Origin of the sequence: Mesorhizobium sp. NZP2234 (genome assembly GCF_013170765.1) — a bacterium.
Taxonomy (GTDB): domain Bacteria; phylum Pseudomonadota; class Alphaproteobacteria; order Rhizobiales; family Rhizobiaceae; genus Mesorhizobium; species Mesorhizobium loti_D.
The window spans coordinates 2,476,875-2,502,861 of record NZ_CP033364.1; the positions used below are offsets into that span (position 1 = coordinate 2,476,875).

General features: G+C 64.2%; 26 protein-coding genes. 13 read left to right on the forward strand and 13 right to left on the reverse strand.

Translation table 11 applies throughout. The features are described from left to right. The first annotated feature begins 159 nt into the window (after positions 1 to 159). From mntR to EB230_RS12190, 5 genes are all read left to right on the forward strand, one after another. Positions 160 to 612 carry a manganese-binding transcriptional regulator MntR gene (gene mntR / locus EB230_RS12170; RefSeq protein WP_056578997.1) on the forward strand — a complete coding sequence of 151 codons (453 nt, stop codon included), beginning with the start codon at positions 160 to 162 and terminating at the stop codon, positions 610 to 612. An 82-nt stretch (positions 613 to 694) separates the two neighbouring features. Then, complete coding sequence (locus EB230_RS12175; protein WP_172372459.1) at positions 695 to 883, forward strand: hypothetical protein; 189 nt, start codon at positions 695 to 697, stop codon at positions 881 to 883. 242 nt (positions 884 to 1,125) lie between these two features. Beyond that, positions 1,126 to 2,067: a neutral zinc metallopeptidase gene (locus EB230_RS12180; RefSeq protein ID WP_172372461.1), complete on the forward strand. Its 942-nt coding sequence runs from the start codon at positions 1,126 to 1,128 to the stop codon at positions 2,065 to 2,067. A 157-nt stretch (positions 2,068 to 2,224) separates the two neighbouring features. Continuing rightward, on the forward strand, positions 2,225 to 3,490 hold the full coding sequence (locus EB230_RS12185; protein WP_172372463.1) for a TCR/Tet family MFS transporter: 1,266 nt from the start codon (positions 2,225 to 2,227) through the stop codon (positions 3,488 to 3,490). Next, positions 3,487 to 4,407: an aldo/keto reductase gene (locus EB230_RS12190; protein WP_172372465.1), complete on the forward strand. Its 921-nt coding sequence runs from the start codon at positions 3,487 to 3,489 to the stop codon at positions 4,405 to 4,407. The genes EB230_RS12185 and EB230_RS12190 overlap by 4 nt, the downstream gene beginning before the upstream one ends. 219 nt (positions 4,408 to 4,626) lie before the next feature. Here EB230_RS12190 and carA read toward each other — a convergent pair whose 3' ends face one another. Beyond that, on the reverse strand, positions 4,627 to 5,844 hold the full coding sequence (carA, locus tag EB230_RS12195; RefSeq protein WP_172372476.1) for a glutamine-hydrolyzing carbamoyl-phosphate synthase small subunit: 1,218 nt from the start codon (positions 5,842 to 5,844) through the stop codon (positions 4,627 to 4,629). 277 nt (positions 5,845 to 6,121) lie between these two features. Here carA and EB230_RS12200 point away from each other — a divergent pair, with 277 nt between their 5' ends. Beyond that, positions 6,122 to 6,571 carry a GatB/YqeY domain-containing protein gene (locus tag EB230_RS12200; protein WP_056578994.1) on the forward strand — a complete coding sequence of 150 codons (450 nt, stop codon included), beginning with the start codon at positions 6,122 to 6,124 and terminating at the stop codon, positions 6,569 to 6,571. Positions 6,572 to 6,741: 170 nt separating this feature from the next. On the opposite strand, the gene EB230_RS12205 is transcribed toward EB230_RS12200, so the two are convergent. Then, positions 6,742 to 7,746 carry a hypothetical protein gene (locus EB230_RS12205; RefSeq protein ID WP_056578631.1) on the reverse strand — a complete coding sequence of 335 codons (1,005 nt, stop codon included), beginning with the start codon at positions 7,744 to 7,746 and terminating at the stop codon, positions 6,742 to 6,744. A gap of 240 nt (positions 7,747 to 7,986) precedes the next feature. Here EB230_RS12205 and EB230_RS12210 point away from each other — a divergent pair, with 240 nt between their 5' ends. From EB230_RS12210 to EB230_RS12225, 4 genes are all read left to right on the forward strand, one after another. Next, positions 7,987 to 8,889, forward strand: a complete 903-nt coding sequence (locus EB230_RS12210) for an AraC family transcriptional regulator (protein ID WP_172372478.1) — start codon at positions 7,987 to 7,989, stop codon at positions 8,887 to 8,889. A gap of 153 nt (positions 8,890 to 9,042) precedes the next feature. After that, positions 9,043 to 9,786, forward strand: a complete 744-nt coding sequence (locus EB230_RS12215) for an SDR family oxidoreductase (RefSeq protein WP_056578625.1) — start codon at positions 9,043 to 9,045, stop codon at positions 9,784 to 9,786. 216 nt (positions 9,787 to 10,002) lie between these two features. Continuing rightward, positions 10,003 to 10,713, forward strand: coding sequence for a DNA helicase (locus EB230_RS12220; protein WP_056578622.1), 711 nt, complete (start codon positions 10,003 to 10,005; stop codon positions 10,711 to 10,713). A 49-nt stretch (positions 10,714 to 10,762) separates the two neighbouring features. Next, a complete protein-coding gene (locus tag EB230_RS12225; RefSeq protein ID WP_172372480.1) occupies positions 10,763 to 11,320 on the forward strand; it encodes a GNAT family N-acetyltransferase in 558 nt (185 codons plus the stop codon). Between the two features lie 12 nt (positions 11,321 to 11,332). On the opposite strand, the gene EB230_RS12230 is transcribed toward EB230_RS12225, so the two are convergent. Genes EB230_RS12230 through EB230_RS12250 form a run of 5 tightly spaced genes read right to left on the reverse strand, consistent with a single transcriptional unit; the run spans position 11,333 to position 15,992 of the window. After that, a complete protein-coding gene (locus EB230_RS12230; protein WP_172372483.1) occupies positions 11,333 to 12,361 on the reverse strand; it encodes a P1 family peptidase in 1,029 nt (342 codons plus the stop codon). A gap of 9 nt (positions 12,362 to 12,370) precedes the next feature. Further along, on the reverse strand, positions 12,371 to 13,114 hold the full coding sequence (locus EB230_RS12235) for an amino acid ABC transporter ATP-binding protein (RefSeq protein ID WP_056578613.1): 744 nt from the start codon (positions 13,112 to 13,114) through the stop codon (positions 12,371 to 12,373). 19 nt (positions 13,115 to 13,133) lie between these two features. After that, complete coding sequence (locus EB230_RS12240) at positions 13,134 to 14,243, reverse strand: amino acid ABC transporter permease (RefSeq protein WP_172372485.1); 1,110 nt, start codon at positions 14,241 to 14,243, stop codon at positions 13,134 to 13,136. Next, positions 14,243 to 15,088: an ABC transporter substrate-binding protein gene (locus EB230_RS12245; protein WP_172372487.1), complete on the reverse strand. Its 846-nt coding sequence runs from the start codon at positions 15,086 to 15,088 to the stop codon at positions 14,243 to 14,245. The genes EB230_RS12240 and EB230_RS12245 overlap by 1 nt, the downstream gene beginning before the upstream one ends. Before the next feature lie 40 nt (positions 15,089 to 15,128). Further along, the gene (locus tag EB230_RS12250; RefSeq protein ID WP_172372489.1) at positions 15,129 to 15,992 is read right to left on the reverse strand and encodes a D-amino-acid transaminase; all 864 of its coding nucleotides are present in this window, start codon (positions 15,990 to 15,992) and stop codon (positions 15,129 to 15,131) included. Positions 15,993 to 16,152: 160 nt separating this feature from the next. Between EB230_RS12250 and EB230_RS12255 the strand changes: the two genes are divergently transcribed. Beyond that, positions 16,153 to 17,073: a LysR substrate-binding domain-containing protein gene (locus tag EB230_RS12255; RefSeq protein ID WP_056578604.1), complete on the forward strand. Its 921-nt coding sequence runs from the start codon at positions 16,153 to 16,155 to the stop codon at positions 17,071 to 17,073. On the opposite strand, the gene EB230_RS12260 is transcribed toward EB230_RS12255, so the two are convergent. Both EB230_RS12260 and EB230_RS12265 read right to left on the reverse strand, forming a co-directional pair. Continuing rightward, the gene (locus EB230_RS12260; RefSeq protein WP_056578602.1) at positions 17,063 to 17,863 is read right to left on the reverse strand and encodes a M55 family metallopeptidase; all 801 of its coding nucleotides are present in this window, start codon (positions 17,861 to 17,863) and stop codon (positions 17,063 to 17,065) included. The genes EB230_RS12255 and EB230_RS12260 overlap by 11 nt on opposite strands. A gap of 90 nt (positions 17,864 to 17,953) precedes the next feature. Continuing rightward, a complete protein-coding gene (locus EB230_RS12265) occupies positions 17,954 to 18,370 on the reverse strand; it encodes a helix-turn-helix domain-containing protein (RefSeq protein ID WP_056578599.1) in 417 nt (138 codons plus the stop codon). Between the two features lie 104 nt (positions 18,371 to 18,474). On the opposite strand from EB230_RS12265, the gene EB230_RS12270 reads away from it, so the two are divergent. After that, positions 18,475 to 20,739 carry a heavy metal translocating P-type ATPase gene (locus EB230_RS12270; protein WP_172375047.1) on the forward strand — a complete coding sequence of 755 codons (2,265 nt, stop codon included), beginning with the start codon at positions 18,475 to 18,477 and terminating at the stop codon, positions 20,737 to 20,739. A gap of 19 nt (positions 20,740 to 20,758) precedes the next feature. Here EB230_RS12270 and EB230_RS12275 read toward each other — a convergent pair whose 3' ends face one another. Beyond that, entirely contained in the window at positions 20,759 to 21,589 is an 831-nt protein-coding gene (locus tag EB230_RS12275) for an SDR family oxidoreductase (RefSeq protein WP_172372491.1), read from the reverse strand. Positions 21,590 to 21,685: 96 nt separating this feature from the next. On the opposite strand from EB230_RS12275, the gene EB230_RS12280 reads away from it, so the two are divergent. Continuing rightward, the gene (locus tag EB230_RS12280) at positions 21,686 to 22,582 is read left to right on the forward strand and encodes a LysR family transcriptional regulator (protein WP_056578593.1); all 897 of its coding nucleotides are present in this window, start codon (positions 21,686 to 21,688) and stop codon (positions 22,580 to 22,582) included. A gap of 5 nt (positions 22,583 to 22,587) precedes the next feature. Here EB230_RS12280 and EB230_RS12285 read toward each other — a convergent pair whose 3' ends face one another. From EB230_RS12285 to EB230_RS12295, 3 genes are all read right to left on the reverse strand, one after another. Then, the gene (locus EB230_RS12285) at positions 22,588 to 23,772 is read right to left on the reverse strand and encodes an MFS transporter (protein ID WP_172372492.1); all 1,185 of its coding nucleotides are present in this window, start codon (positions 23,770 to 23,772) and stop codon (positions 22,588 to 22,590) included. Between the two features lie 97 nt (positions 23,773 to 23,869). Beyond that, a complete protein-coding gene (locus tag EB230_RS12290) occupies positions 23,870 to 24,079 on the reverse strand; it encodes a DUF2061 domain-containing protein (RefSeq protein ID WP_056578587.1) in 210 nt (69 codons plus the stop codon). A 102-nt stretch (positions 24,080 to 24,181) separates the two neighbouring features. Continuing rightward, positions 24,182 to 25,846 (reverse strand): Na/Pi cotransporter family protein, encoded by a 1,665-nt coding sequence (locus EB230_RS12295; RefSeq protein WP_172372493.1) that lies wholly within the window; start codon positions 25,844 to 25,846, stop codon positions 24,182 to 24,184. Between the last annotated feature and the right edge of the window lie 141 nt (positions 25,847 to 25,987).

Below are 25,987 nucleotides of genomic sequence, written 5' to 3' on the forward strand. Positions count from 1 at the left end.
TCATTGTCGGTGCTTTTTACCGGATGGTCCGAATTGCGTGTGAAGGTGCCAATCGGAAACGCCGGTTGCGCCTGTGGGGGAATGCAAATAAACGGCCTGAAGAATCAGAGCCCGTGCTATAAAAGCGCCGACGGCCAAACTCCCGAGGAGGAGCGCGCATTGGCGCTGAAGAACAGACCGGTTCCGCGCGAGCCATTGCCCGATGCCGATGTCCATTCGGAAGGGTTCAGGCAGACGCGCGAGGCGCGCCGCAGCGCGCTGGTCGAGGACTATGTCGAGCTGATCGCCGATCTGATCGAGGACGGCAACGAGGCGCGCCAGGTCGACATCGCCGCACGGCTCGGCGTCGCCCAGCCGACGGTGGCCAAGATGCTGACGCGACTGTGCGCCGACGGGCTCGTTTCGAGAAAACCCTATCGCGGCGTGTTCCTGACCGATGCCGGCCGCAAGGTCGCGGAGGAAAGCCGCATCCGCCACCAGACGGTGGAAGCCTTCTTGCGTTCATTGGGCGTGAGCGCCGAAACGGCGCGCATCGACGCCGAGGGCATCGAGCACCATGTCAGCGCCGAGACGCTGGAAGCGTTTCGCAAGGCCATGACCGCGCCGCGTTAGGCCGCTTAGCCGTCTCGGAACCACCGCACGTTACGCGCGTTGCTCCTGACATCGCGATGATGTCGCACCAGGGGAGGAAGCAATGGGCGTTGAACAAGCACCGACCGCCAAGGGCAAGCAAGCCGCCAAAGGGTTGAAACAGGCGGCGGCGAGGGACGAGCGCAAGACCGAGGCCGAAACCGGCCGTCCGCTGAAAAAGGGCGCCGCGCGTTTCGAGGAGCGCTCGAAAAGCTCCGACGGCAAGAGTGCCGGCGCCAAGCAGAAGGGCTGAGGCCGGGCCGCCGTCAAGGCGTCCCGCTTGTTCACGCCCGCACATCCTGCACCCATCAAGTCTCGCACGCCCCCGGTTTGCGGGCAAGCTACAGGCCCTGCTGGCTCTCGGCCAGAGCGCCATGCCGGCACCCCGGCGGTCTCGAAAAATACTGTGACTTGGCGCAACCATTGGGCTAATTGTTTGTTGGGTTGAGCCGGCCTGCCGGAGCAACGGAAAAGTTTGCAGCGCGAGGAGTTGCCATGCTCTGGAGAGGCCGTCGTCAGAGTGACAATATCGAGGACGACCGCAGCGACAGCGGCTCCGGCGGAGGATTGGGCGGCAGCCCCGGCCAGTTCCGCATTCCCATCGGCGGCAGTTCCGGCGGTGGCGGCATGTCGCTTTCGGGCCTCATCATCTTCGCGGTCGTGGCGTTGATCGCCTGGGGTGTCTTCGGCATCAATCCGCTGCAATTGCTCAACGGTGACGGCGGCGCCTTGCTGCCGGGCGGCGGCGGGCAGATATCGGACAACAGCGGCGGCCAGAACAGCGGCGCGGCGCCCGCCAATGACGAGATGAAGCAGTTCGTCGCGACCGTGCTCGCCGAGACGGAAGACACCTGGACCGGCATCTTCAAGTCACAGGGCCTGACCTATGAGGATCCCAAGCTGGTGCTGTTTTCCGGCCAGGTCCGCTCCGCCTGCGGCTTTGCGTCGGCGGCGGCCGGGCCGTTCTATTGTCCAGGGGACCACAAGGTCTATCTCGACATGACCTTTTTCCAGCAGCTCGACCAGCAGTTCGGCGCTTCCGGCGAGTTCGCCCGCGCCTATGTGGTCGCCCATGAGGTCGGCCACCACGTGCAGAATCTCACCGGCATCATGTCCAAGTTCAACCAGATGCGGCAGGGCATGAGCGAGGCCGATGCCAACCAGCTGTCGGTGCGCATCGAGCTGCAGGCCGACTGTTTCGCAGGCGTGTGGGCGCATTACACGGCCCAGAAGGGAATATTGGAGCAGGGCGACATCGAAAGCGCGCTGAACGCCGCCAAGCAGATCGGCGACGACACGCTGCAGAAGAAGATGCAGGGTTATGTGGTGCCGGAAAGCTTCAACCACGGCACCTCGCAGCAGCGGCAGACCTGGCTGGCGCGCGGCTACAAGAGCGGCAAGCTTTCAGACTGCAACACGATGAGCGGGCCTCTCTGAACACTCCTTTCCAGGCGCCGACCTGACGGCAAAGTCGCCGTCAGGGAGTGTCAGGAACGCGCATTCCTGCCTGTTCCCTCATTGTTCCTTTTCGCCGGCTCGCCTATAAGGTGCGTCCGCCCGTGCCCCCGGGGCGGCTGGAGGAGCTTGACCCATCATGATCGATCCCAAAACCGCCAGGCGGGGCCTCGCGCTGGTTTTCACCACGCTGCTGCTCGATATTATCGGGTTCGGCATCATCATGCCGGTGCTGCCGGCCTATTTGCAGGAATTGACCGGTGTCGGCGTCAGCGAGGCGGCCATCGAGGGCGGCTGGCTGTTCTTCGTCTACGCGGCCATGCAGTTCTTCTTCGCACCCATCATGGGCGGCCTGAGCGACCGCTTCGGGCGGCGGCCGATCCTGCTGGCCTCGGTGCTGACCTTTTCCATCGACAATCTGATCTGCGCTATCGCCTGGTCCTATCCGATGCTGTTCATCGGGCGTGTGCTGGCCGGCATTTCGGGCGCCAGCTATTCGACGACATCGGCCTTCATCGCCGACATCTCGAACGACGAGAACCGAGCAAAGAATTTTGGCCTGCTTGGCATCGCCTTCGGCGTCGGGTTCGTCATCGGACCGGTGCTGGGCGGATTGCTCGGCACGTTCGGACCGCGCGTGCCGTTCTATTTCGCCGCCGGGCTCGCCTTCGTGAATTTCCTGATCGCGATGGTCCTCCTGCCGGAAACGCTCGATGAAAAGCATCGCCGCCGCTTCGAATGGAAACGCGCCAACCCGGTCGGCACGCTTCTGCAGATGCGCCAATATCAAGGCATTGGCTGGATCGGGCTCGTCTTCTTCCTGATGACGCTCGGCCACATGATGTATCCGGCGGTGTGGTCTTTCGTATCCAGCTACCGTTATGGCTGGAGCCAGCAGCAGATCGGCTTCTCGCTCGGCGCCTTCGGCCTGTGCGGCGCGATCGTCATGGCAACGGTGCTGCCGCGCGTGGTCACGAGGCTCGGTGAATGGAAGACGGCGGCAATCGGGCTGACCTTCACGGCGGCCAGCGCCTTCGGCTATGCCTTCGCCACGCAGGGCTGGATGGTCTACGCGGTGATCGTCGTGGGTTGCCTGGAGGCCTTGGCCGATCCGCCGTTGAGGAGCCTCGCCGCCGCCAAGGTGCCACCTTCCGCACAAGGCGAACTGCAGGGCGCGATGACCTCGATCTTCTCGATCACTTCCATCATCACGCCGCTGCTCTACACGGCGATCTTTTCCTGGTTCACGGGGCCTGGCGCGCCGGTGGCCTTCGGCGGGGCACCCTATCTGGTCGGTGCCTGCTTCCTGGTGCTGGCGCTCATCGTCTTCGTCACCAGGGTGGCGAGACCGGCCGTGGTCGGGACTATCACCGCCAACGTGGCGGAAGACGGAGCGCGGATATGAGCCGTGACAGCCGCATGGTGCTGACCAGGAACGGGGTGTCGCTGTCGCGATTGGTCTTCGGTGCCTGGCGCCTGCTCGACGGCGACGCCCGCCCTGATGCCGATCAGGTCGGAAGGCTGATCGGCGCCGCTGTCGATCTCGGCCTGACCAGTTTCGACCACGCCGATATCTACGGGAATTACGAGGTGGAGGCGGCCTTCGGCGCGGGGCTGTCGCGCTGGAAAGGCAAGCGCGAGGAGATCGAGCTGATCTCGAAATGCGACATCATGCTGGCCTCGGCCAACCGGCCGCGGAGCCGGCTGAAGCACTATGATACCAGCGCCGCCCACATAACCGCCTCGGTCGACCGCTCGCTCGGCAATCTCGGCACCGATTATCTCGACCTGTTGCTGTTGCATCGGCCGGATCCGCTGATGGATGCCGACGAGACGGCGGCGGCACTGGCCGGGTTGGTCAAGGCCGGCAAGGTGAGAGCGGTCGGCGTCTCGAATTTCACGCCATCACAGTTCGATCTGCTGGCCTCGCGGCTGCCGTTTGCCCTGGTCACCAACCAGATCGAGATGTCGGTGCTGAAGACGTCCGCATTGACCGATGGCAGTCTCGACCACGCGCAGCGCCTGGGCTACGCGCCGATGATCTGGTCGCCGCTTGGCGGCGGCTCGCTGTTCACCGGCAAGGAAGCCCGGGAGGCTCGCGTGCGGGCAGCACTCGCGGCGGTCGCCGCCGAAGTCGGCGCCGGTGATCTCGCCACTGTTGCCATCGCCTGGCTGCTGCGCCATCCGGCCCGGCTGGTGCCGGTGTTGGGGTCAATGAAGCCGGAGCGGCTGGCGGCCATGGTCAAGGCGCTGGAGATCAGCCTCGACCGCCAGCAATGGTTCGCCATACTGGAGGCGAGTGAAGGCCGGCCGGTGGCGTAAGGGTGGGGCGGTGCAGGGCTGCGAGATGTTGGCGCTGCCCCTCATTGCCCTGCCGGGCATTTCTACCCTTATGGTGACGGGGAAAAAGATGCAGCCAGCGCCGCTTTCGCAAATCGTCGACGTTGCAATAGGAGCGCTGAGGTCGCCACAGCTTCCTTCTGCCCGTTCACGGGCAGAAGGTGCCGGCAGGCAGATGAGGGGCCGCGCTGACGGATCGAATTAAGCCCGCTCCGCCAGCAATTCCTCGCCGCGCTTTTGCCGGATCAGGTTGACGAAACGGCGGAACAGATAGTGCGAGTCCTGCGGGCCGGGCGAGGCTTCAGGGTGATGCTGGACCGAGAACACCGGACGGCCGGTCAGCGCGATGCCGCAGTTCGAACCGTCGAACAGCGAGACATGGGTTTCCTCGACACCCTCGGGCAGCGAATCGGCATCGACGGCGAAGCCGTGATTCATCGAGACGATCTCGACCTTGCCGGTGGTGTGGTCCTTGACCGGATGGTTGGCGCCATGATGGCCCTGATGCATCTTGGCGGTCCTGCCGCCGAGCGCCAGCGCCAGCATCTGGTGGCCGAGGCAGATGCCGAACACCGGGATGTCGGTCTTCAGCAGATCCTGGATGACGGGCACGGCATAGTCGCCGGTGGCTTCCGGATCGCCAGGGCCGTTGGAGAGGAAGATGCCGTCGGGCCGCATGGCGAGGATTTCTTCGGCGCCTGTCTTGGCCGGCACCACGGTGACCTTGGCGCCGAGGCCGGCGAGCAGGCGCAAAATGTTGCGCTTGACGCCGTAGTCGATGGCCACGACGTGCAGCGACGGATCAGTCTGTTCGCCAAAACCTTCGTTCCACACCCAGGGCGTCTCGCGCCAGACCGAGGACTGGCCCGAGGTGACTTCCTTGGCGAGGTCGAGCCCGATCAGACCCGACCATGCGGCGGCGCGCTGCTTCAAATCGTCCAGGTCGAAGACGCCGTCCGGCGCATGCGCGATGACGGCGTTGGGCATGCCCTTTTCGCGGATCAGCGCGGTCAGCGCACGGGTGTCGATGCCCGACAGCGCCACGATGCCGCGCTTCTTCAGCCACTGGTCGAGATCGCCGGCGGCGCGGTAGTTGGACGGGTTGGTGACATCGGCCTTGAACACGGCGCCGACGGCGCCGGCGCGGGCGGCGGGGTTGAGATCCTCGATGTCCTCGCCATTGGTGCCGATGTTGCCGATGTGCGGGAAGGTGAAGGTGACGATCTGGCCGGCATAGGAGGGGTCGGTGAGGATTTCCTGATAGCCGGTGAGCGCGGTGTTGAAGCAGACTTCGGCGACGGCGGAGCCGGTGGCACCGAGGCCGCGGCCCTCGATGACGGTCCCGTCGGCCAGCACCAGAAGAGCGGTCGGCTTTTCGGTGGCCCAGGGTGGGGTCAGCGCGGGCGTCGTCTCGGCCATGGCGGCACTCCTATCAGGCTGCGCGCTGCAAAAGGCCCGGCGGGCCATCCGCGCAGCAAACGGCGCGGAGCGGCGAATTCGCGGCCTCCACGCATTCAAGCTTCAGTTCATGCAAGGCCCAGTACATAGGGGAAGGGGGCAGGGCGGTCAATGATCATGCGAAATGCCGCCATGATTTATTTCATCAAGCAATATCAGAGGCTTGGTCCACAATATCTGGGTTTGCCTTGGCTGGGCCCCGGCGCTATTGTCCGCGCCGACCGAAGGAGAAAACATCATGCGCGGAAAAATCGCCGAATCCCTGAAGAGCGCGATGAAGGCGCAGGACAAGCACAGGCTACCGACATTGCGGCTGATCCAGGCCGCCATCCACGATCGCGACATCGCCAATCGAGGTTCGGGCAAGGACCCCGCCAGCGACGAGGAAATCCTGCAGATCCTGGCCAAGATGGTGAAGCAGCGCGAGGAATCGGCCAAGGCGTTCGAAGACGGCAAGCGGCCGGAACTGGCGGCGCAGGAGCGCGGCGAGATGGAGATCATCCGCGGCTTCCTGCCGACCCAGCTCGATGATGCCGCGATCACCGCCGCGGCGCGCGAGGCGATTGCCGAGACCGGTGCCGCCAGCCAGAAGGACATGGGCAAGGTGATTGCCGCGCTGAAGCAGAAATATGCCGGCCAGATGGATTTCGGCAAGGCGAGTGGCATCGTCAAAGGGCTGCTGCAGTAGGGGCCTATCGCTGGCCGAGGATCACGACCGAGATTGTCTTCTTTCACCTCAGAGCAGGACGGTGCCTTTCGCCGATCTCATCCAGCATGTCCGCCCTGGAAGGTTCAAGGGCTGGCGGGCACTCGTTGCCCGGCTCGACCTGATGGTGGCCGCCAAGCCGTCCTGCCGGTTCACGGCCCCTTGCACATCGGCAGCGGCTGCACGGGTGGGGCGGGGTGATCCTTCTTGTACTGGGCGATCATCGGCTCGAGGGTTTTTTGCGGCCAGAATTTCGGCGCGCCGATTTCCTTAAGGCATGATGCGTTCCAATAGGGCGCCTCGCCGGATGGCGAATGGCCTTTGGCCGCCTGCGCGACGGCGGCGATGTCGCGCGATTCCGGATAGATGTAGAGTGTCGTCGGATTGTCCTTCACCATCGCGATGATCTGCCGTGCGTCCGCCGGCGACCAGCTGGTGCAGCCATTGCTGCGGCCGCCGGCATACTCGACCAGCTTGCCGAACGGCACCAGGCCATCATGGTCGGCATAGGAGCTGTTCGGGCTTTTGCGCATGCACATGGCGCGCAGCACTTGCGCCGCATGGCCGCCGATCACCCTTTGTCTCGCATTGGCGGCTTCGCCCTCGCCGTCGAACTGGATGAAAGTCCGCAGGAAGGCGGCATCCTGTTTCGCGCCGGTGCTGTAGAAGCCCTTGAAGGAGGTCTTCGCCTCGCGGGTGACATAGGCGCCGCCGGCGGTCAGCTCCGAATCCATGGCATTGCCGAAGTTCTTGGAGCAGCGCCTGCCATTTGAAAAATCGGCAGTGCCTTTCAGATTTTTTCCGCCGCCGTGGCCTGACGCGATGGCGCGAAACGATTGGCTGGCCTCGCAGATGACATAGTACCGGCGCCCCAGCACGCCATTGCCGAGATCGCCGGGACGTGTAGCGTCCATGGCGAAGTAACAGGGGTTCCTGACCGCGCCTTGCGCCACCTTTTTCAGGTAGAGCGCTCGCGCCCGCTCCAGCACCACGGCCGAGATCTGGCCGTCGCTGTCGCCGACATGGGCCTGCAGCCAGGCCGGAACACCTGATGGCTGCAATGCGGCGAAGGATCGGGCCGTCGCCGTCAAGGCAATGACCATGACAAGGAGGCTGAGGGTGACGACCACACCCAATGGGACAGATCTCAACCGCACCGGATCAATTCTCCTGCCGAAGCCATGCGAATCCTTGCGGCGTCATATCCGCAACCAATCATAAAATGTCCCGCGCCCATCGGCGAGACACATCTTGTTTAGCTTGCCCGCAGCGATCGTTTTGCGATCAGCCTGCGGATGACGCACTGCAGGGACGCCTGCCGCGCTCCCAGCCAAACTGGACAGGCCGGGAGGACGATCTATAATTACCGAGCGCAAAATAATTATGGATCGTCTGGAATGGATCCTCTCAGCGACATCATTGCTCTTTTGCAACCCAGCACGGCGATTTCCAAGCCCATCAAGGGGCGTGGCCGATGGGGCGTGCGTTACGCCGCCTATGATGCGCCTGGCTTTACAATAATCGTGGAGGGCACGTGCTGGATCGCCTTTGCGGGCCAGGATCCAGTCAAGTTCGAGAAGGGAGACTTCCTTCTGCTGCCTTCCACGCCGGCCTTCTCGCTCAGCAGCCATCCAGGCATCGACTGTGAGCTCCGGACGCCAATGGACGTTGCCGTCCAGCATGGCGAGCAAGATGGAGACCCGGATTTTGTCGCGCTCGGCGGGACGTTTCGAATCGAGCCGGTCAATGCCGCGCTTCTGCTCGCTCTGCTTCCGAGCGTCATCCACGTGCCGGGATCGCAGGGGCGTTCCTCCAGGCTTGGCAGGGTCATCGGCCTCATCATGGAGGAGTGCGAGAACGAAGATCCGGGCAAGGAAATGGTCTTGCAGCGATTGCTCGAGATTCTGCTCGTCGAAGCGCTGCGATGGCGTGGCATCGGTTCCGACGCGGCCGGCCTGCTCGGCGGGATGCGGGATCCGGCGCTGGCGCGCGTGCTCCGCGCCATGCACGGGGATGTCCGGGCGGGTTGGACGGTCGCGGAGCTCGCCAGGATCGCGGGACTTTCGCGGTCGGCCTTCGCGGCTCGCTTCGTGGACGTGCTCGGTTGCGGCCCGATCGAGTACCTGGCCCGCTGGCGCATGGCGCTGGCGAAGGATGCTCTCATCCGAGGCTCGAAAACCCTGGACAAAATAGCCGGTGAGATCGGCTACGAGTCCGCCAGCGCCTTCAGCACTGCTTTCAGGAAACGGCTTGGTTGCTCACCGGGCAAGTTCGCCCGCGACGCCCGCGTGACCGCATAGGGCAGTGCCTCGCGCGGCGTAGCCTCTTCAAGGTCACTTGCTCGCCCGGTATGAGCCATTTTTGGACAGTTGGAAATAAAAATAAGACTATTGATTATGGATCGTCTGTGTTGGCAAGCCTACGAAAGGGCATTGAAACCAACGGAGCCAAGCATGCAAACGATCCTCATCACCGGCTGTTCATCTGGCTATGGCCTCGAGACAGCCCGCCATTTTCTCGTCAACGGGTGGAACGTCATCGCCACCATGCGGACACCGCGGGAGGACATACTGCCGCGCTCGGAGCGCCTGAGGGTCCTGCCGCTGGACGTCACCAGCGAGGCCAGTATCTCGGCGACCGTCAAAGCCGCGGGTCCGATCGATGTTCTTGTCAACAATGCAGGCATCGGCGTGGTCGGCGCCTTTGAAGCGACGACGATGTCGCACATCCGAAAGGTCTTCGAGACCAATACGCTTGGCGTGATGGCCATGGCGCAGGCCGTGATTCCGCAGATGCGCGAGCGCCGGTCCGGCGTGATCGTCAACGTCACCTCAAGCGCCACCCTCGCCGCAATGCCCTTGGCGGCCGCCTACACCGCCAGCAAGCAGGCCATCGAGGGCTTCACCGGATCGCTCGCGCACGAACTTGCCTATTTCGGTATCCGCGCAAAGCTGGTCGAGCCCGGATACGCGCCAACAACGCGTTTTTCGCATAATACTTCGGTGCGTATCGAAGACATGATCCCTGAAGCCTATGCCGATTTCGCGGCCCCGATCTTCGCGGCCTTCGCCCGGCCCGCGCTGACCACCAAGGAAAGCGACGTTGCCGAAGCTATCTGGGCCGCTGTCCACGACACTTCGGGCAAACTCCGTTTTCCGGCAGGCCAGGATGCGGTCGCCCTGGCAAACGCGGGCTGAAGTCTCCCGGTGCGTGCGGGGTGCAACGATTTTCGCGACGCCAATTCTACGTCCGTTCGGATTGAGCTATCATCTGATTCTGGCGTGGCCCACGCCTCCTCCCCCCACCGGGAAAAGCATTCGTTCATGCGGGGCACTCTCGTCACCGAACCGACTGTTCGAGCATCAGGCATAAGGAGGGGTTGCGAAAACTGCTCGCACCAGGAGGTTTTTGAGATGATGTTATCCGCGCCCGCCTACCATCTGAAGCGTCAAGCCAGGCTGTTGTCGCGCGAGGCAAAAATCCCGCTCCACCGGGCGCTTGACCGTATTGCCGCGCAAGAGGGATTTGCCAGTTGGAGCCTGCTTGCGGCGAAGCTGTCCGAGACGGCGCCCGCCAGCAGGTTGTTCGCGCAACTCACACCTGGTGACCTGGTTCTGGTCGGCGCGCGGCCGGGCCATGGCAAGACGCTGATGAGCCTCGAACTGGCGGTCGAAGCGATGAAGTCGGGCCACCGCAGCGTGTTCTTCACGCTGGAATATACGCAACGCGATGTACTGGAGCGGCTCCGCGCCATCGGCGTCGAGCCGGCCCGGTTCGACCGGCTGTTCGAGTTCGACACTTCCGATGCCATCAGCGCCGGCTATATCGTCAGGGTGTTGGGGTCGGCGCCGCGTGGCACGCTGGCGGTCATCGATTACCTGCAACTGCTCGATCAGAAACGAGAGAATCCAGGCCTGATGGACCAGGTCCGCACACTGAAGGCTTTCGCGCGCGATAGCGGCGTGATCCTGGTCTTCATCTCGCAGATCGACCGGTCCTACGATCCCGCAAAGAAGCCGGTCCCGGATATCAGTGATGTTCGCCTGCCCAACCCGCTTGATTTGTCCCTTTTCGACAAGGCCTGCTTCCTGAACGAGGGCGAGATCCGCTTCCAGGCGGCTTGAGCGCTCCAGCGGCCAAGGCTATCCCTGCGTCACTGGGAGAGCATGGATCATGGTCGAGATCGTCAAGCCGGCGCTTGAACATCTGCCGTCCTACAAGGCGGCGCTCGAGCGCGGCTGGTCACCGGACAATGTTCGGCCCGTGGAGGCGACGCGCGAGCAGCTCGCGGCGATAGAGCAGGCTCCGGTGGCCTTCCTGGCCAGCCTGGATGATCCTGAAGCCAGGGGCGGCCCGATCACCTTGCCCGATGGCACACAAGTGCCGCGCCTGCCGGGATTTCGCCGCTGGATCTGGGATGGCGAGGCGTCAGGCTCGATCGGCTTTCGCTGGCAGAAGGGAACGGCGATGCTGCCGTCGCATGTGCTTGGCCATATCGGCCATGCGGTGGTGCCCTGGAAGCAGCGGCGCGGCTACGCCACCGAGGCCCTGCGGCTGATGCTCGACGAGGCGAGGGCGGTCGGCCTTCCCTATGTCGAGATCACCGCCAAGCCGGGCAATCCGGCATCACACAAGGTGATCCTGGCCAATGGCGGCAAGCTCGTCGAGCGCTTCCTCGAGGACGCAGCCTATGGCGGGGTGGAGAGTCTGCGGTTCCGGATCGACTTGTAGGCCGCCTCGTCGCTACGCCTGACCGCGCAGCCAGTCGGCCAGCGATGCGCGATGCTTGCCGGCCCTGCCGGTGAAGGCTTCGGCCGACAGCATGGAGTTCAGCACGGCCTCCTGCGTGGCTTCCGCCGCCGCCCGAAAAAGGATGTCGATGCGCGCTTCGTTGAGCGCCAGCAGCGGTACGAGATCGCGGCTTTCATCGTGGTCGACCAGATTGCCGGTGCTGAAGGCAATGGCGATGTCGCCGCTCCCATGGCCCCAGAAGGAGCCAAGTGTCGCGATGCCTGCCCCGGCGCGGCGTGCTACTCTCTCGAGCTGGCGGTGTTCGAGCGGCACGTCGGTTGCCAGCACGACCATGATCGAACCGCGTTCGGCCTCGGCCGGCCGCCTGGGGTCGGGCCGGCGCCCATCGGGCAGAATGAGGTCGCCCGGCCTGCCGAAATTCGAGAGCACGAGAACACCAAGGTGATGTTCGCCGCCAAGCGCGATTCTCCTGGACGCCGAGCCGATGCCGCCCTTGAAGCCGAAGCAACTCATTCCCGTTCCGGCGCCGACATTGCCCTGTTCGACCGCGCCTTCACGAGCGTCCGCCAGTGCGGCAAGGGCGTGTTCTTCGGTCACGGCCAGGGCCTGGATGTCGTTCAGCGGACCGTCATTGCACTCGCCGACCACCGGATTGACGGTTCCGGTGGTGCGGCCGATATCCGGATTCTGGCGGATGGCGTCGCGGATCAGGGCCGTGGCGCAGGTGCCGACCGAGAGCGTGTTGGTCAAGAGAACAGGTGTTTCGATGGTGCCGAGTTCCTGCACCTGCGTCAGGCCGACCGTCTTGCCGAAACCATTGATGACATGGCTTGCCGCCGTCACCTTCTTGCGGAACAGATTTCCGCCATGCGGCAAGATCGCGGTCACGCCGGTGTTGATGTGCCCATCGCGCAGGGTGGAATGGCCGACCCGCACGCCGGGCACGTCGGTGATGGAATTCATTGCGCCCGCCGGCAAGGTGCCGCAGGTCAGGCCGAAGTCACCGACAGTCCTGATCATCCTTGCTCCTTACAAACGTCCCGCGTCGATGATCCGTTTCAGGAAGGCGCGGGTGCGTTCGCCCTGCGGGTTGCCGAAAATCCGCGAAGGCGGGCCTTCCTCATAGACCAGCCCTTCCTGCAGGAAACAGACCTTGTCGGCAACCTCGCGCGCAAATCCCATTTCGTGCGTCGCCAGCACCATGGTCATGCCCTTGGTCGCCAGGTCGCGCACGATGTCCAGGACTTCCGAGACGAGCTCGGGATCGAGCGCCGAGGTGATCTCGTCGAGCAGCAGGAGGGCAGGGTCCATCATCAGCGCGCGCACGATCGCCACACGCTGTTGCTGGCCGCCGGACAGGCGGTCGGGATATTCCCGTGCCTTGGCGGCGAGGCCGACCCGTTCGAGCAGCGCCATGCCCTTGTCTTCGGCCGCCTTGCGCGGCGTGCCCAGCACCTTGACCGGGCCGAGCGTGATGTTCTCGATGACGCTCATGTGCGGGAACAGGTTGTAGCTCTGGAAGACGATGCCGATCTCGCGCCGGAGCAGGTCGAGGTCGACGCCCGGACCGGTGACGCGGTCGCCATGCAGCCTGATCTCGCCGCCCTGGATGGGCTCGAGACAGTTGATGCAGCGCAGCAGCGTGGACTTGCCGCAACCCGAGGGGCCGATCAGGCAGACCACCTGGTGTTCCTCGATGTCCAGCGAAATGCCCTTCAGCACCTCGACCGCGCCATATCGCTTGTAGGCCTTGTCGATTTCGACCAATGCCATGGTGGTTACTCCCCGCTCGTCAGGATCCCGAGCGCATTTTGCGGCGGTCCCGCTCGATCAGCCGATCGACGAACCGGGCCTGCGGGATGGTGATGAGGATGAAGAGGAGCGCCACAGTCGTCACCGCCGACAGGTTGAAGTTGTTGCTGGCGACGATCTTCGACTGGTTGAAGGCATCGATGGTGCCGATGATGGCGACCAGCGCGGTGTCTTTCTGCAGGCTGATGCAGTTGTTCATCAACGGCGGAATGATGCCGCGTACCGCCTGCGGAACGACCACATAGCGCATCGTCCTGAAATAGGAGAGGCCCAGCGAACGCGCCGCCGCGATCTGGCTCGGATGCACGCTTTCGATGCCGGCGCGATAGACTTCCGAGGTGTAGGCGCCGTAGGTCAGCGTGAGCGCGATGATCGCATAGGCGTTGGAGGACAGATCCTTCAGGATGGGCAGGCCGGTCAGCGGCAGGCCGAAGCCGATGAGATAGATGGTGATGATGGCCGGCAGGCCGCGGAACAGGTCGCCATAGACGATCGCCAGCGTGCGGATCGGCCGGCCAGCCTTGCCAGGCAAGGTGCGGGCGATGGCGACGACCAGCGCCCAGACCAGGATGAGGATCGCGGAAAAGAAGAAGATCGAGATGTTGGTGCCGAATGCCTTGAGAATGGTCCAGGCCGACTCCCAGATCAGGTCGAGATCGAAGAACGTCCGGCTGACGGCGGCATCGTTGACCACCAGGAACCAGGCGAAGGCGCAGATGATCAGGAGCGCCACCGAATAGGACAGGGCATTCCAGGATGCATCCGAGGATATGGAGCCGAGTTCGCGGCCGGCATGTACATCATCCGAGGATGCCGCGCGCGCCGACAGCCTGACAGCGCGCCAGGCAAGCCCGATGACCCATAGCGGCGGCACGCAGGCGAGCGCCGACATGATCTGGACAGGCACGTTCGGCCAGCCCTGCCGCAGTACATAGGCGGCGATATGCAGGGACGTGCAGGCGATGGCGAGGAACGTCGCGACAGCCACGCCGAGCACGACCCAGGCCCGCCTGCCATGCGTGCGGACCTTGCTGCGAGCGCGCCATTGGCTGGCGCGCTCGTTTCCCGATTCGGCTGTCGGTGTCGACATCAGTACTTCCAGGTCGGCACGCTGTCGGGGGAGAGGCCACCCCAGGACGGCAGCAGATAAGCGGCCTCCAGCTTCTTCAGCGTGCCGTCGTTCTTGAGGTCGGTCATGACCTTGTCGATGACCGCTCCGTTCGGCGAGCCCTTCGGATAGATGCCGGCGGTCGGCCGGTCGGTGGCGTATTTGCCGACGACGGCAAGCTTGCCGTTGGAATTCGCCACCTGGCCGAGCACGATGCCGAGATCGGTCATCACGGCGTCCACCTTGCCGGCGGCTGCCGCGGTGAACATCGAGGCCGTGTCGTCGAACACATCGACGCTCTTGGCCTTGAGGGTCTCTTGCGCGAACTGCACCAGCGTCGTGCCCGCCTGGACGCCGACGCGGCTGGTCTTGATGGTTTCTTCGGTGACCGTGTTGCCGGCCTTCACCGCCACGCCATTGTCCGACTGTATGTAGGGCACCGAGAAGTCGACGACCTTCTTGCGCGGCTCCGTCACCGAGATCAGCGCCAGCGCGATGTCGTAATCCTTGTTCTGGCCGGCGACGATGGAATCGAACGAGGCGTTGACCAGCTTCACCGTATCGAGGCCGAGCCGATGCGCTATGTTGACCGCCATGCAGAACTCGTAGCCGTCCTTGATCGTGTCGGGCGTATCGCCGTTGAACTGGCCGACCGCCGGCAGATTGATGATGACGGTGAACTGGCCGGCAACCGCCGGAGTGATTTTGTCGGTGCCGCGCTCGCCGGTCACCTGGCAGTCGCCATAGCCCTGGGTCTCGGCCACTGCCGAGGTGGCGCAGGCCAATGTCAGGACGGAGGCGCACAATGCGTATTTCAAGGATTTCATTTTCAATTCCCCATTGTTGATTGTCGTTGCGGGTCTTCTCCTACCGAACCTGTGCGGGGCTCCCCAATGCCAGGTCCAGATAAGTCTTCTGCAGGAGCCGCGTGACCGGCCCGGACTTGCCGTCGCCGATCGCTCGTCCCGCAATTTCAATCACCGGGGTCACCAGGCTCGATGCGCTGGTGAGGAAGGCCTCGCGGGCGTTCTGCGCCTCTTCGACGGTGAAGCGTGACTGGTCGACGACCAGGTTCAACTGATCGGCCACCTTGATCACGGCACGGCGCGTGCAGCCCGGCAGGATGGCGCGCGAGTTGGCACGTGTGACGATGCGGTTGTCGGCGGTGACGATATAGGCGGTGGAGGAGGCGCCCTCGGTGACGAAGCCGTCCTCTACCAGCCAGGCCTCCTTGCAGCCGCGTTGAGAGGCGACATGCTTGGCCTGGACCTGCGCAAGCAGCATGGTGGTCTTGATATCGCGTCGTGCCCAGCGCTGGTCGTCGACGACGGCGACGCGGATACCGTCGCGCAATGCCGCCGTGTCGCTGATATCCCTGGCCTGGGTGAAGGCGAAGAAGGTCGGCTTGATGTCTTCGGCATAGCCGAAGTTGCGGTCGGCGATGCCACGGCTGATCTGCAGGTAGATGACACCTTCCCGCAGCTTGTTGCGGGCAATCAACTGGGTCTGGACTTCGACGATTGCTTCCTTCGAGAGCGGCATCGGGATTTCGAGTTCGCCAAGCGACCGTTCGAGCCTCGCCAGGTGGAGATCATTGTCGATCAGGCGTCCCTCGATGACCGCGGTCACCTCATAGATGCTGTCTCCGAACAGCAGCCCCCTGTCGAAGACCGAAATCCTCGCCTCGTGCTCGCTGACGAAACTGCCTTCCACATAGACTTCGCGCGCCACGATCATTCCCGTTTTGATGAAGTGGGCGGACGCTAGTGGCATCGCTGGACCGTGGCCAATGCCATGTTTCTTCGTGCTTATGCATTTTTTGCATGGGATTTGCGCGGCGTGAGGAAAGGCCGCTATACGGAGCTGCGCAAGACGCGGGAGACTGGATTGCATGGAACTGAAATGGCTGGAGGATTTCTGCTGCCTGGCCGGCTGCCTGAGTTTTTCCAGGGCTGCCTATCTGCGCGGCGTGACGCAGCCGGCCTTCAGCCGGCGCATCAAGCAGCTCGAAGGCTGGATGGGCGCCACCCTCGTCAACCGGGCGACCTTTCCCATAACGCTGACGGCGGAGGGCGCGCGCTTCCTGCCGATGGCCGAGGACGCCATACGCACTATGCATCGCAATCGCGATTCACTGCGCCCGCGCAACGAGGCGGAAAAGCACAGGGTGACGTTTTCGGCGCTGCACACGCTAACTGTCACCTTCCTGCCCGCATGGCTGGACGACATGCGCGCGCACCTGCCGCGCTTCAGTTCGCATGTCAGCCCGGACAAGGGCGGCATCGAGGAGAACATCGACACGCTGCTCGACGGCAATTGCGATTTCCTGCTGACCTATTTCCATCCCTCGGTGCCGTTCTTGCTCGACAGTTCGCGCTTTTCCTTCCTCGTGCTGGGTACGGAGAAGGTGAAGCCGGTGGCGGCGCCGCATCCGGAGGGACCGCTGCTCGACCATGCGCTGAGGACACACACGCCGCTGCCCTATATCGATTATGGCGACTTCTCATTTTTCGGCATGGCGCTGAACAAGCTGTTCGCCAAGCGTGCGCCCTTCGTGCGCAACACAACGCATGAGAACACCATCTGCATCGGCCACAAGGCGATGGCGCTCGCCGGCTGGGGCGTGTCGTGGCTGCCGGAACGTCTGATCGCCGGCGAACTGGCCCAGGGAGCACTTGTGCCGGCGTCCGTCGATCCCGACTGGGAGCTGACCACCGAGATCCGCCTCTATCGCCACGCCGATGGCGCGCGCCCGATCGCCAACCGTTTCTGGGAAGCGGCGGCCAGCTCGGCCAGTGGCGTCACACGGTGAGGAAGCGCAGCGCGCGCAGCACCTCGAAATAATCGTCGGAGACGAAGCGCAAGGTGCGCTCGCGCGGATGCTCCGCTCCCGGATACCAGCTGGCGCGGTAGGCGTCGGTCGGATTGTTGAACTCGATCTCCACGTCGAAATGCCTGGGCAGATCGAGCCGGCACGCCGTCAGGTCACGCGACAGCGCCTTTTCCACCCCCTCGCGAATCCGGTCGATCGCTCGCGCCGGCGACATGGACAGCGCGGCGCGTCCGAAGCCTTCGCTCACCGCTACCGTGCCGATTTCCGGCACGAGCGCGCGGGCGTCATCGCATATGCCGCGATCGCCCGACAGAAACACTGGCGGGACGCCGAGCAGGGCCGCGGTATAGGCGTTGACGGTGAACTCCGAGGCGACCTCGCCATTGATGATCAGCCGCGAAATCCTGTCGTTCATGGTGTGGGCAAGCGGGTTCGCCTCGACGCCGGCCTTGGCGTGATAGCCGGTGAAAAGTGCCGCGTCGAAACTCTTGTCGAGGCCGAACATCATGACATGGGGGTGGCCGCTCCAGCCACGCACGATGCTGGCATGGTCGGGCAGTTTCGAAACAATGAGGTTGCGCCCGGTCTGGTGCGCGTCCTTGATCAGGATCTCTTTGGCGCCGGCGGCCTTGGCGCCTTCGCAGGCGGCGGCGACCTCGGCGGTCATCAGTTCGCGGAATTCCTGGTAATCCGGTCTTTCCTTCAGCGCCTCGTCCCAGTCCGCTATGCCGGCGGTACCCTCTATGTCGGCGCTGATAAACACTTTCATCCGTTGTCCCTGCCTTGCCGCTGTTCGATTCTTTTCCGCCGATTAACTCCTTTCGCCGCGAAAATGAATCTCCTCGCTGAAATCAAAGTCTCACTTGTGCTCGTCGGCGCAGAGCGCGTGGTCGGACAGCGCGCGGATGACGTAGCAGTCGCCGACCGTCTTGCCGTCGCAGCAAGAGGCGATGCGCTCCAGCTCGGTTTCCAGCCGCTTCAGCTGGGCGATCTTTTCGCGCACGGAAACCAGCTGCTCCTGCGCGATCTTGTCGGCATGGCCGCAAGGCTGCTCGGGATGGAAGCTGAGCTCGATCAGCGAACGGATGTCCTCGACGGCGAAGCCCAGGTCGCGGGCGTGGCGGATGAAGGCCAGCCGTTCCAGCTCCTGCCTGGAGTAGCGGCGCTGGTTGCCTTCCGAGCGTTCGGGCGCGGCGACCAGGCCCATCTGTTCGTAATAACGGATGGTCGGCACCTTGACCCCGGTGCGGCGCGAGAGATCACCGATCGAAAACATGCATTTTGCCTCTTGAAGCTCTAGTGACTAGAGCAATTACATTGGCTGACATCAAGGTGCAAGGTCCGGCGCGGCAGCCGGTGAAAGAGCAGACAGGTGATGTGATGACGGCTCTTCTAAAGCAGACACGGTTCAGGATCGGCGGCATGGATTGCGCCTCCTGCGCGGCCAAGATCGATACGGCGGTGCGCCGCCTCGACGGTGTGGCCGATGTCTCGGTCTCGGTGACCGGCGCCTCGATGACCGTCAGCCATGGCGGTCCGCTCAACGATGACGAGGTGCTGCGGCAGGTGGCGCGGCTGGGCTACGGCATCGTCAAGGCGGACGCCCGGGCCGGCGGGCCAACGGCCAAGGCGCATGATCATGCCGCTCATGACCACGAGGGCCCTGACCATGAAGGCCATGACCATGAAGGTCACGGAAACGAAGGCCACGACCATGGCGGCGGCCAACAAATCACCAAGGAGGCCGCAGGGTCATCCCATCTCCACAGCCATGCCGAGCCTGGGCAGGCGTGGTGGCGCGGCCGTCGCGCGGCGCTGACGCTGGCCTGCGCGGCAGCGCTCCTGGCCGCCTATGGCATCGGTCATCTGTATCCCGCGACCGAGCGCTGGGTCTTCCTGGCCGCCTTGCTGGTCGGTCTCGTTCCGATCGCGCGGCGTGCGCTGATGGCGGCACTCGCCGGCACGCCGTTCTCGATCGAGATGCTGATGACCATCGCCGCTGTTGGGGCCGTGATGATCGGCGCCACGGAAGAAGCGGCAGCCGTCGTGGTGCTGTTCCTGATCGGGGAGCTTCTCGAGGGTGTCGCCGCCGGCCGTGCGCGGGCCAGCATCCAGGGCCTTGCCGATCTGGTGCCGAAGACGGCGCTGGTCGAGCGGGGAGGCGGCACGGTTGAGGTTCTCGCCGAAGACCTTGCGGTCGGCGACGTCATCACGGTGCGGCCGGGCGACCGCATCCCGGCCGATGGCGAGATCACGGAGGGTTCGAGCGACATTGACGAGGCGCCCGTGACCGGCGAGAGCACGCCGAAGCGCAAGAGCGTTGGAGAGCCTGTGTTCGCCGGCACGATCAACAGCGACGGCGTGCTGAAGGTGCGGGTGACGGCGGCCGCTTCCGACAACACCATCGCCCGCGTGGTGCGGCTGGTGGAGGAAGCGCAGGAGGCCAAGGCGCCGACCGAGCGCTTCATCGACCGCTTTTCACGATACTATACGCCCGGTGTGCTGGCAGTCGGCACGCTGGTGGCGGTGCTGCCGCCGCTTGTCGCCGGCGGCGACTGGAACCAATGGATCTACAAGGGCCTGGCGATCCTTTTGATCGGCTGTCCCTGCGCTCTGGTCATCTCGACGCCGGCGGCAATCGCCGCTGGGCTGGCAACCGGCGCCCGGCGGGGCCTGCTGATGAAGGGCGGCGCGGTCCTGGAAGGCTTTCGCCGGATCACCGCGGTCGCCTTCGACAAGACCGGCACGCTGACCGCGGGCAAGCCTGTGGTGACCGACATCGTGGCCTATGGCCGCGACGAACGCAGCGTACTGGCGTTGGCGGCGGCACTCGAGCAAGGCTCCAGCCATCCGCTGGCGGTGGCGATCCTGGACAGGGCAAAGGCGGACAAGGCACCGGTGCCGCCGGCGCTCTCGGCCAAGGCGATCTCCGGCAAGGGAGTCGAGGGCAGCGTCGGCGGCGTCTCCATCTTCCTCGGTTCGGGCCCGGCGGCGGGCGAACGCACTGACATGACGCAAGCGCAGCGCCTTGCCATCGACAGCCTCAACGGCCAGGGCAAGACCGTGTCTGTGCTGGTGGCCGATGGTGTGCTGGCCGGGCTGATCGCCATGCGTGACGAGCCGCGGCCGGACGCGGCGGCGGGCATCGCGGCGCTGAAGGCCGAGGGTATCCGCGCGGTGATGCTGACCGGCGACAATCGCCGCACGGCGGAAGCCATCGCCGCCTCGCTCGGCATCGAGGCGCGGGCGGAACTGCTGCCGCAGGACAAGCAGCGGATGATCGGCGAGTTGCAGCGCGAAGGGCTGACGGTGGCCAAGGTCGGTGACGGCATCAACGACGCGCCGGCGCTCGCCGCCGCCGACATCGGCATCGCCATGGGCGGCGGCACCGATGTGGCGCTGGAAACGGCGGATGCGGCGATCCTGCATGGCCGCGTCACGGACGTTGTCCGGATGGTGCGGCTGTCGCGTGCGGTGATGGCCAATATCGGCCAGAATATCACCGTGGCGCTGGGGCTGAAGGCGGTCTTCCTGGTCACGACCGTCTTAGGCATCACCGGCCTCTGGCCGGCGATCCTGGCCGACACCGGCGCCACGGTGCTGGTCACCGCCAACGCCATGCGCCTCTTGCGCTGGCGCGGGTGACCGCACGCTACCGTTTGGGTCAGGGGTCGATATCCATGGCGAGTGCCACGTCCTTCCGGTTCTCCAACTCCGCAAGCCTGCCCTGGAGCGCGCTATGGATTGAGGCGTAGGCGGTGGCGCCGAAGGTCAATCGTCGAGGCGCGGGATCCTGCTCCACCGAGGCGATCATCGCCTCGACCATCTTGCCGGGATCGCCCTTGATGTCGAACGAACCCTCGGAAAAAGCCCGGCGTAAGTCCGCGACCGGGGTGTTCTCGTAGGCATCCGTGGACCCGGAACTGACCAGGCTGGCACCGAAGTTCGTGCGTGTCGGCCCGGGCTCGACCAGCGTCAGCCCGATGCCGAACGGCTCAACTTCCTGGCGAACGGATTCGACGAAGCCTTCGATGCCCCATTTGGTGGCGTGATAGAGGCTGAAGCCGGGATAGGCCATCTGTCCGCCCTCCGAGGAGACTTGCAGGATGCGGCCGCCCTGCTGTTTCCTCAGATGCGGCAGTGCTGCCCGGATCAGCTGGATCGAGCCGATGAGGTTTGTGTCGATCAGGTCGCGGATCTGGCCGTCTTCCAGTTCCTCGGCGGCGCCGAAGAGGCCATAGCCGGCGTTGCTGACGATGACATCGATGCGTCCCAGTTCGCCAAAGGCCCTGCCGATCGTCGCCCGGATAGCATCGGTGTCGGTTATTTCGAGCGACGCGATCCAGAGCCGATCGCCATGTTGCGTCTTCAAATCGGCGAGCGTCCGTGGCTTTCGTACAGTCGCGGCGACACGGTCGCCACGGGCCAGAAGCCTTTCTGTCAAAAGTCGCCCGAAACCGGATGAGGTGCCGGTGATGAACCATGTCCTGGTCATGGGAAATGTCCTCTCATTGTTGACTTCAGCCAAGACTACTCGATCCAATTCATGATACTATCCGTTCAATTTGATATAGCTTGATGAAGATTTCCCATGAGCGGTAAGCCCGGACTTCCGGAATTGACTGCGCTCGCCGCGATTGTCTCGCATCGGAGCTTCCGCAAGGCGGCCGACGATCTCGGCCTTTCGCCGTCCACGCTCAGCCACATGATGCGGACGCTGGAACGGGGCATGGGTGTGCGCCTGCTCAATCGCACCACGCGCAGCGTTGCGCCGACCGAGGCGGGCGAGCGGCTCGTTACGCGCCTGCGGCCGCTTCTGTCGGATATCGACGCCGCATTGGCAGAGGTCGACGACTTCCGTGGTCTTGCATCAGGGACGCTGCGGATCAACACCAGCGAGATCGGTGCGCGACTGTTGCTCGGATCCGTGGTGCCGGTCTTTCTTCAGCGCTACCCCCAAGTCTCGCTCGATCTCGTCACCGAGGGAAGACTGGTCGATGTCGTCGCTGAAGGCTTTGATGCCGGTATCCGTCTGGGCGAGGCCGTGCCGCAAGACATGGTTGCGGTGCGCTTCGGCGGGCCGACACGCTTCATTGCCGTTGCATCGCCGGCCTATCTGGCAGGTCGCCCGGTTCCGCGCGTCCCGGATGATCTCAGGGATCAAACCTGCATCCGGTTTCGGTTGCCGAGTGGCAAACCCTACCGATGGGAGTTCGAGAAACATGGCCAGGAGATCGCGATCGATGTCCCTGGCGCGCTGACACTCGACAATATGGAGTTGATGGCCGAGGCCGCCGCCGGCGGCATGGGGATTGCTTACATCTCTGACAAATCCGCCAAGGCTCACCTCGACCGGGGAGCGCTTGTCACCGTGCTGGACGATTGGTGTCCGCCCATTCCCGGCCTGTTCCTCTATTATCCGGGCCATCGGCTGGTGCCGCCGGCGCTGCGCGCCTTCATCGACGTGCTGAAGGAGACCGAAAGCTGAAGCCGCTACTCGGCTGGAGCCGTCAGCGGCGGCGTGGCGTTGCTGCGCCCTTCCCAGACCTGGGAGACAATTGCGACCACCACGGCGACCAGCATCGCCAAAGCTCCGACCAGCGGCAGGCTGCGGTAGCCGTAGCCGGCATTGAGCATGGCGGCGCCCAGCGACGCGGCAAGCGCGATGCCGACATTGAAGCCGGACGGGATCAGCGAGGAGGCGAGGTTGGCGGCATCCGCCGTCCACGCCAGGATGCGGGTCTGGATCGGCGTGCCGATGGCGAAGTTGAGGCCTCCCCAGATGACGATCGCGATGACCATCGGCACGGGGTAGGGGCTGACGGCGTAGATCACCGCCAGCGTCGCCGCCTGTAGGCCAAGCATGGTGATCAGCGACGGCATCAGCTTCCAGTCCGACAGCTTGCCGCCGAGGAAGACGCCAAGCGTGGCGCCGACGCCGTTGAGCAGCAGCACCCAGGGCACCAGGTTCTCGTCGAGCCCGGTGACCTCCAGCAGGGTCGGCGTGATGTAGGTGAACAGGCAGAACTGGCCGAGCATCAGCATCAGCATCAGGATCAACGAGGTCCAGACCTGCTGGCGTGCCAGCACGCGGACCTCACGGGCAAGGCCGGCGGGCTTGGCCGATGAGCCGGTGGTGCGCGGCAACAGGGCGGCCATGGCAAGAGTCGCCGCCACGCCCAACCCGCACATCACCCAGAAGGTGGCGCGCCAGCCCCAGATGTTGCCGATCGCCGTGCCGGCCGGCACGCCGATGACGTTGGAGACGGTGAGGCCGGACAGGATGACCGCCACCGCCATGCCGCGCTTGTCTTCGGGAACGAGGCCGACAGCGACCACCATGGCGACACCGAAATAGGCGCCGTGCGCGACCGCGACGGCAACGCGCAGCAGCAGCATCGAGGTGAAGTCGGGCGCCAGCGCGCAGGCCGCCTGGCCGATGGTGAAGGCGACGGCGAGCCCGAGCAGCAAGGTCTTGCGCGGCAAGGACTTGGTCGCGAGCGCCAGCAGCGGGCCGCCTATGGCGATGCCGCAAGCATAGCCGGAAACGAGATAGCCGGCGGATGGGACAGAGACGCCAAGCCCTTGCGCCACCTGCGGCAGCACGCCTGCAATGACGAATTCGGTGGTGCCGAAGGCGAAAGCGGCGATGAACAGGGCGACAAGCGGAAGCGACATGGGGAAGCCTTGGCTGGAATGGCCTCAAACCACGGATGGACCGCGGGGGCAATCCAGAAATTTTTGTCGCGACTTTAGGTTTTCTTGACCGGCAGCTTCAGGCCGTGTTCTTGCGGCCATAGGGAATCTTCAGCCACGCCCGCTCGTGGAAATAGTAGAGCAGGGACTTGGTGAAGACCTCGGTTATGCCGATGGCCGCGGCGAGTTTGACGCTTCCTGTGACGACCAGGGAAATGATCAGCGTGTCGATGGTGCCGGTCACGCGCCAGGACAGCGCCTTGGCAAAACTGCGCGAATGGGTGTCCATCGATTCCTCCGAAAGCCTGGGTAGCCGATCCTTATCCTGTCTGCCGGAAGCGGAGCAAAGGTATTTTGCCGTCAAGTGAGCACCGCAGCCGGTGGGGTGGCTTCAGCTCGCCTTCAACCTTGACCCCGTCAGCAGGCCGCGCTCTTCGAGCACCGGATAGGCCATCGACGCCAGCAGCGAGTTGATCTGCTTCAGGTCGCGGATGGTATCGAGATGGATCGAGCTGGTCTCGACGCTCTTGGCGGTGCCTTCGCGCAGCCGCAGGAAATGGCTGGCGCTGGTTTCCTTCTCGCGGTCGCGCAACTGGTCCTTTTCCAGCACCAGCTGGCGGGCGGTTTCAGGGTCGCGGGAGACCAGCACGTTGAAGGCGAGCCTTGCATTGGCCAGCACCGAGCTGTGGAAGGCGCACAACTCGCTCCAGCCTTCGTCGGTGAATTCCAGCCCGCGATCGAACTTCTTCTTCACATGCACCAGCATGTTGCGCACGATGATGTCGCCGACCTGCTCGAGCTTGACGCAGGCGCCGATCAACTCCTGGCAACGCAGCGCCTCGTCCTCGGTCAGCGGGTTCTTGGTGACCTTGGCGAGGTAGAGTTTGATGGCGGCATGCTTCCGGTCGACGCGGTCGTCGAGGGCGGCCAGCGCCTTGATCTTGTCGGCGTCGGCGCTCTCATAGAGCTCGATGATGCGTTTCAGCATGATCTCGACCGTCTCGCAGACCCGCACCACCTCGCGCGTGGCGTTGGCCAGCGCCTGGCTCGGCACGTCGAGCGCGCTCTCGTTGAGCGCGGACAACTCGACGACGTCGAGCGAGGCCGTTGGCTCCGGCTTGGTGCCAAGCGCCACGATCTTCTCCGAAGCGCGGTAGACGAAACCGGCCAGCGGCAGGCCTGCCAGCAGGATGATGACGTTGAACAGGATGTGGGCGTTGACGATCTGATCCGCGGCCGTCGCGCCGAGGAAGCCGACATGCGGCCGGAAGATCATGAACAGGATCAGCATGACCAGCGAGCCAAGCCCGCGCATCAGGAGATTGCCGATCGGCACGACGCGCACGGCGGGCCCGGCCGAGCGGGTCAGCATCGGTGCGATGATGGAGGAGCCGAGATTGACGCCGAGGATGAGGACGACGCCGAGTTCCGGGCTGATCAGGCCACGGCCGGCCAGCGTCGCCATCAGCAGAACCGCCGCGATGCTCGACTGGAACAGCCAGGTGATCAGCGCCGCCAGCAGGTAGGCGGTGATGGAATCGGTGGAGAAGTAATTGATGATGACCGGCATGAGCTGGCTGTTGCGCAGCGGCTCCGATGCCTGGCCGATCATTTCCAGCGACAGGATCAAAAGGCCGATGCCGACCAGGATGCGGCCGGTCTGGCGCCAGTCGCGCCGTTCGGTGGCCATGAACATCACCGTGCCGGTGATCAGGCAGAGCGGCACCAAAAGCGTGAGGTCGAAGGTCAGCAGCTTGACCACCAGCGCCGAGCCGATCTCGGCGCCACGCACGGCCAATTGGCCTGCGGCACCCGAAACGATGCCGGAGCCGGCGAAGGAGCCCACCAGAAGCGTCACGGCGGTCGAGCTTTGCAGCGCGATCGCAAGGCCGGTGCCGGCCAGCACCGCCATGATCGGATTGCGCATGGTGGCGCGCAGACGATGGCGCAGCACATCACCATAAGCACGTTCGACGCCGGTCTTGACCATGCGGGTGGCAAACAGCATCAGCGCGACAGCGCCGGCCAGATGCAGAAGGACGACGGAACCGCTCATTGCGGCGCCTGCATGCGGGCGGGGCGCGCGGTGCGGACGGCGCTGCGGTCAGGAAGGGAAGCGAGGGTACGAATCATGATCATGGTAGTCGTCATATATAGCCGGAATATTTTAGCCGGATAATAAAATCTTGTCGATTTC

What these genes read in the sequence shown, in the direction of transcription:
- EB230_RS12245 (WP_172372487.1), bottom strand. Translation starts at nt 15,088, where the DNA reads ATGAAATCCTTGAAATACGCATTGTGCGCCTCCGTCCTGACATTGGCC.
- EB230_RS12280 (WP_056578593.1), top strand. Translation starts at nt 21,686, where the DNA reads ATGAGCGGTAAGCCCGGACTTCCGGAATTGACTGCGCTCGCCGCGATT.
- EB230_RS12225 (WP_172372480.1), top strand. Translation starts at nt 10,763, where the DNA reads ATGGTCGAGATCGTCAAGCCGGCGCTTGAACATCTGCCGTCCTACAAG.
- EB230_RS12285 (WP_172372492.1), bottom strand. Translation starts at nt 23,772, where the DNA reads ATGTCGCTTCCGCTTGTCGCCCTGTTCATCGCCGCTTTCGCCTTCGGC.
- EB230_RS12190 (WP_172372465.1), top strand. Translation starts at nt 3,487, where the DNA reads ATGAGCCGTGACAGCCGCATGGTGCTGACCAGGAACGGGGTGTCGCTG.
- EB230_RS12265 (WP_056578599.1), bottom strand. Translation starts at nt 18,370, where the DNA reads ATGTTTTCGATCGGTGATCTCTCGCGCCGCACCGGGGTCAAGGTGCCG.
- EB230_RS12260 (WP_056578602.1), bottom strand. Translation starts at nt 17,863, where the DNA reads ATGAAAGTGTTTATCAGCGCCGACATAGAGGGTACCGCCGGCATAGCG.
- EB230_RS12290 (WP_056578587.1), bottom strand. Translation starts at nt 24,079, where the DNA reads ATGGACACCCATTCGCGCAGTTTTGCCAAGGCGCTGTCCTGGCGCGTG.
- EB230_RS12200 (WP_056578994.1), top strand. Translation starts at nt 6,122, where the DNA reads ATGCGCGGAAAAATCGCCGAATCCCTGAAGAGCGCGATGAAGGCGCAG.
- EB230_RS12175 (WP_172372459.1), top strand. Translation starts at nt 695, where the DNA reads ATGGGCGTTGAACAAGCACCGACCGCCAAGGGCAAGCAAGCCGCCAAA.
- EB230_RS12270 (WP_172375047.1), top strand. Translation starts at nt 18,475, where the DNA reads ATGACGGCTCTTCTAAAGCAGACACGGTTCAGGATCGGCGGCATGGAT.
- EB230_RS12185 (WP_172372463.1), top strand. Translation starts at nt 2,225, where the DNA reads ATGATCGATCCCAAAACCGCCAGGCGGGGCCTCGCGCTGGTTTTCACC.
- EB230_RS12220 (WP_056578622.1), top strand. Translation starts at nt 10,003, where the DNA reads ATGATGTTATCCGCGCCCGCCTACCATCTGAAGCGTCAAGCCAGGCTG.
- EB230_RS12230 (WP_172372483.1), bottom strand. Translation starts at nt 12,361, where the DNA reads ATGATCAGGACTGTCGGTGACTTCGGCCTGACCTGCGGCACCTTGCCG.
- EB230_RS12295 (WP_172372493.1), bottom strand. Translation starts at nt 25,846, where the DNA reads ATGAGCGGTTCCGTCGTCCTTCTGCATCTGGCCGGCGCTGTCGCGCTG.
- EB230_RS12210 (WP_172372478.1), top strand. Translation starts at nt 7,987, where the DNA reads ATGGATCCTCTCAGCGACATCATTGCTCTTTTGCAACCCAGCACGGCG.
- EB230_RS12215 (WP_056578625.1), top strand. Translation starts at nt 9,043, where the DNA reads ATGCAAACGATCCTCATCACCGGCTGTTCATCTGGCTATGGCCTCGAG.
- EB230_RS12275 (WP_172372491.1), bottom strand. Translation starts at nt 21,589, where the DNA reads ATGACCAGGACATGGTTCATCACCGGCACCTCATCCGGTTTCGGGCGA.
- EB230_RS12240 (WP_172372485.1), bottom strand. Translation starts at nt 14,243, where the DNA reads ATGTCGACACCGACAGCCGAATCGGGAAACGAGCGCGCCAGCCAATGG.
- EB230_RS12255 (WP_056578604.1), top strand. Translation starts at nt 16,153, where the DNA reads ATGGAACTGAAATGGCTGGAGGATTTCTGCTGCCTGGCCGGCTGCCTG.
- EB230_RS12235 (WP_056578613.1), bottom strand. Translation starts at nt 13,114, where the DNA reads ATGGCATTGGTCGAAATCGACAAGGCCTACAAGCGATATGGCGCGGTC.
- EB230_RS12180 (WP_172372461.1), top strand. Translation starts at nt 1,126, where the DNA reads ATGCTCTGGAGAGGCCGTCGTCAGAGTGACAATATCGAGGACGACCGC.
- carA (WP_172372476.1), bottom strand. Translation starts at nt 5,844, where the DNA reads ATGGCCGAGACGACGCCCGCGCTGACCCCACCCTGGGCCACCGAAAAG.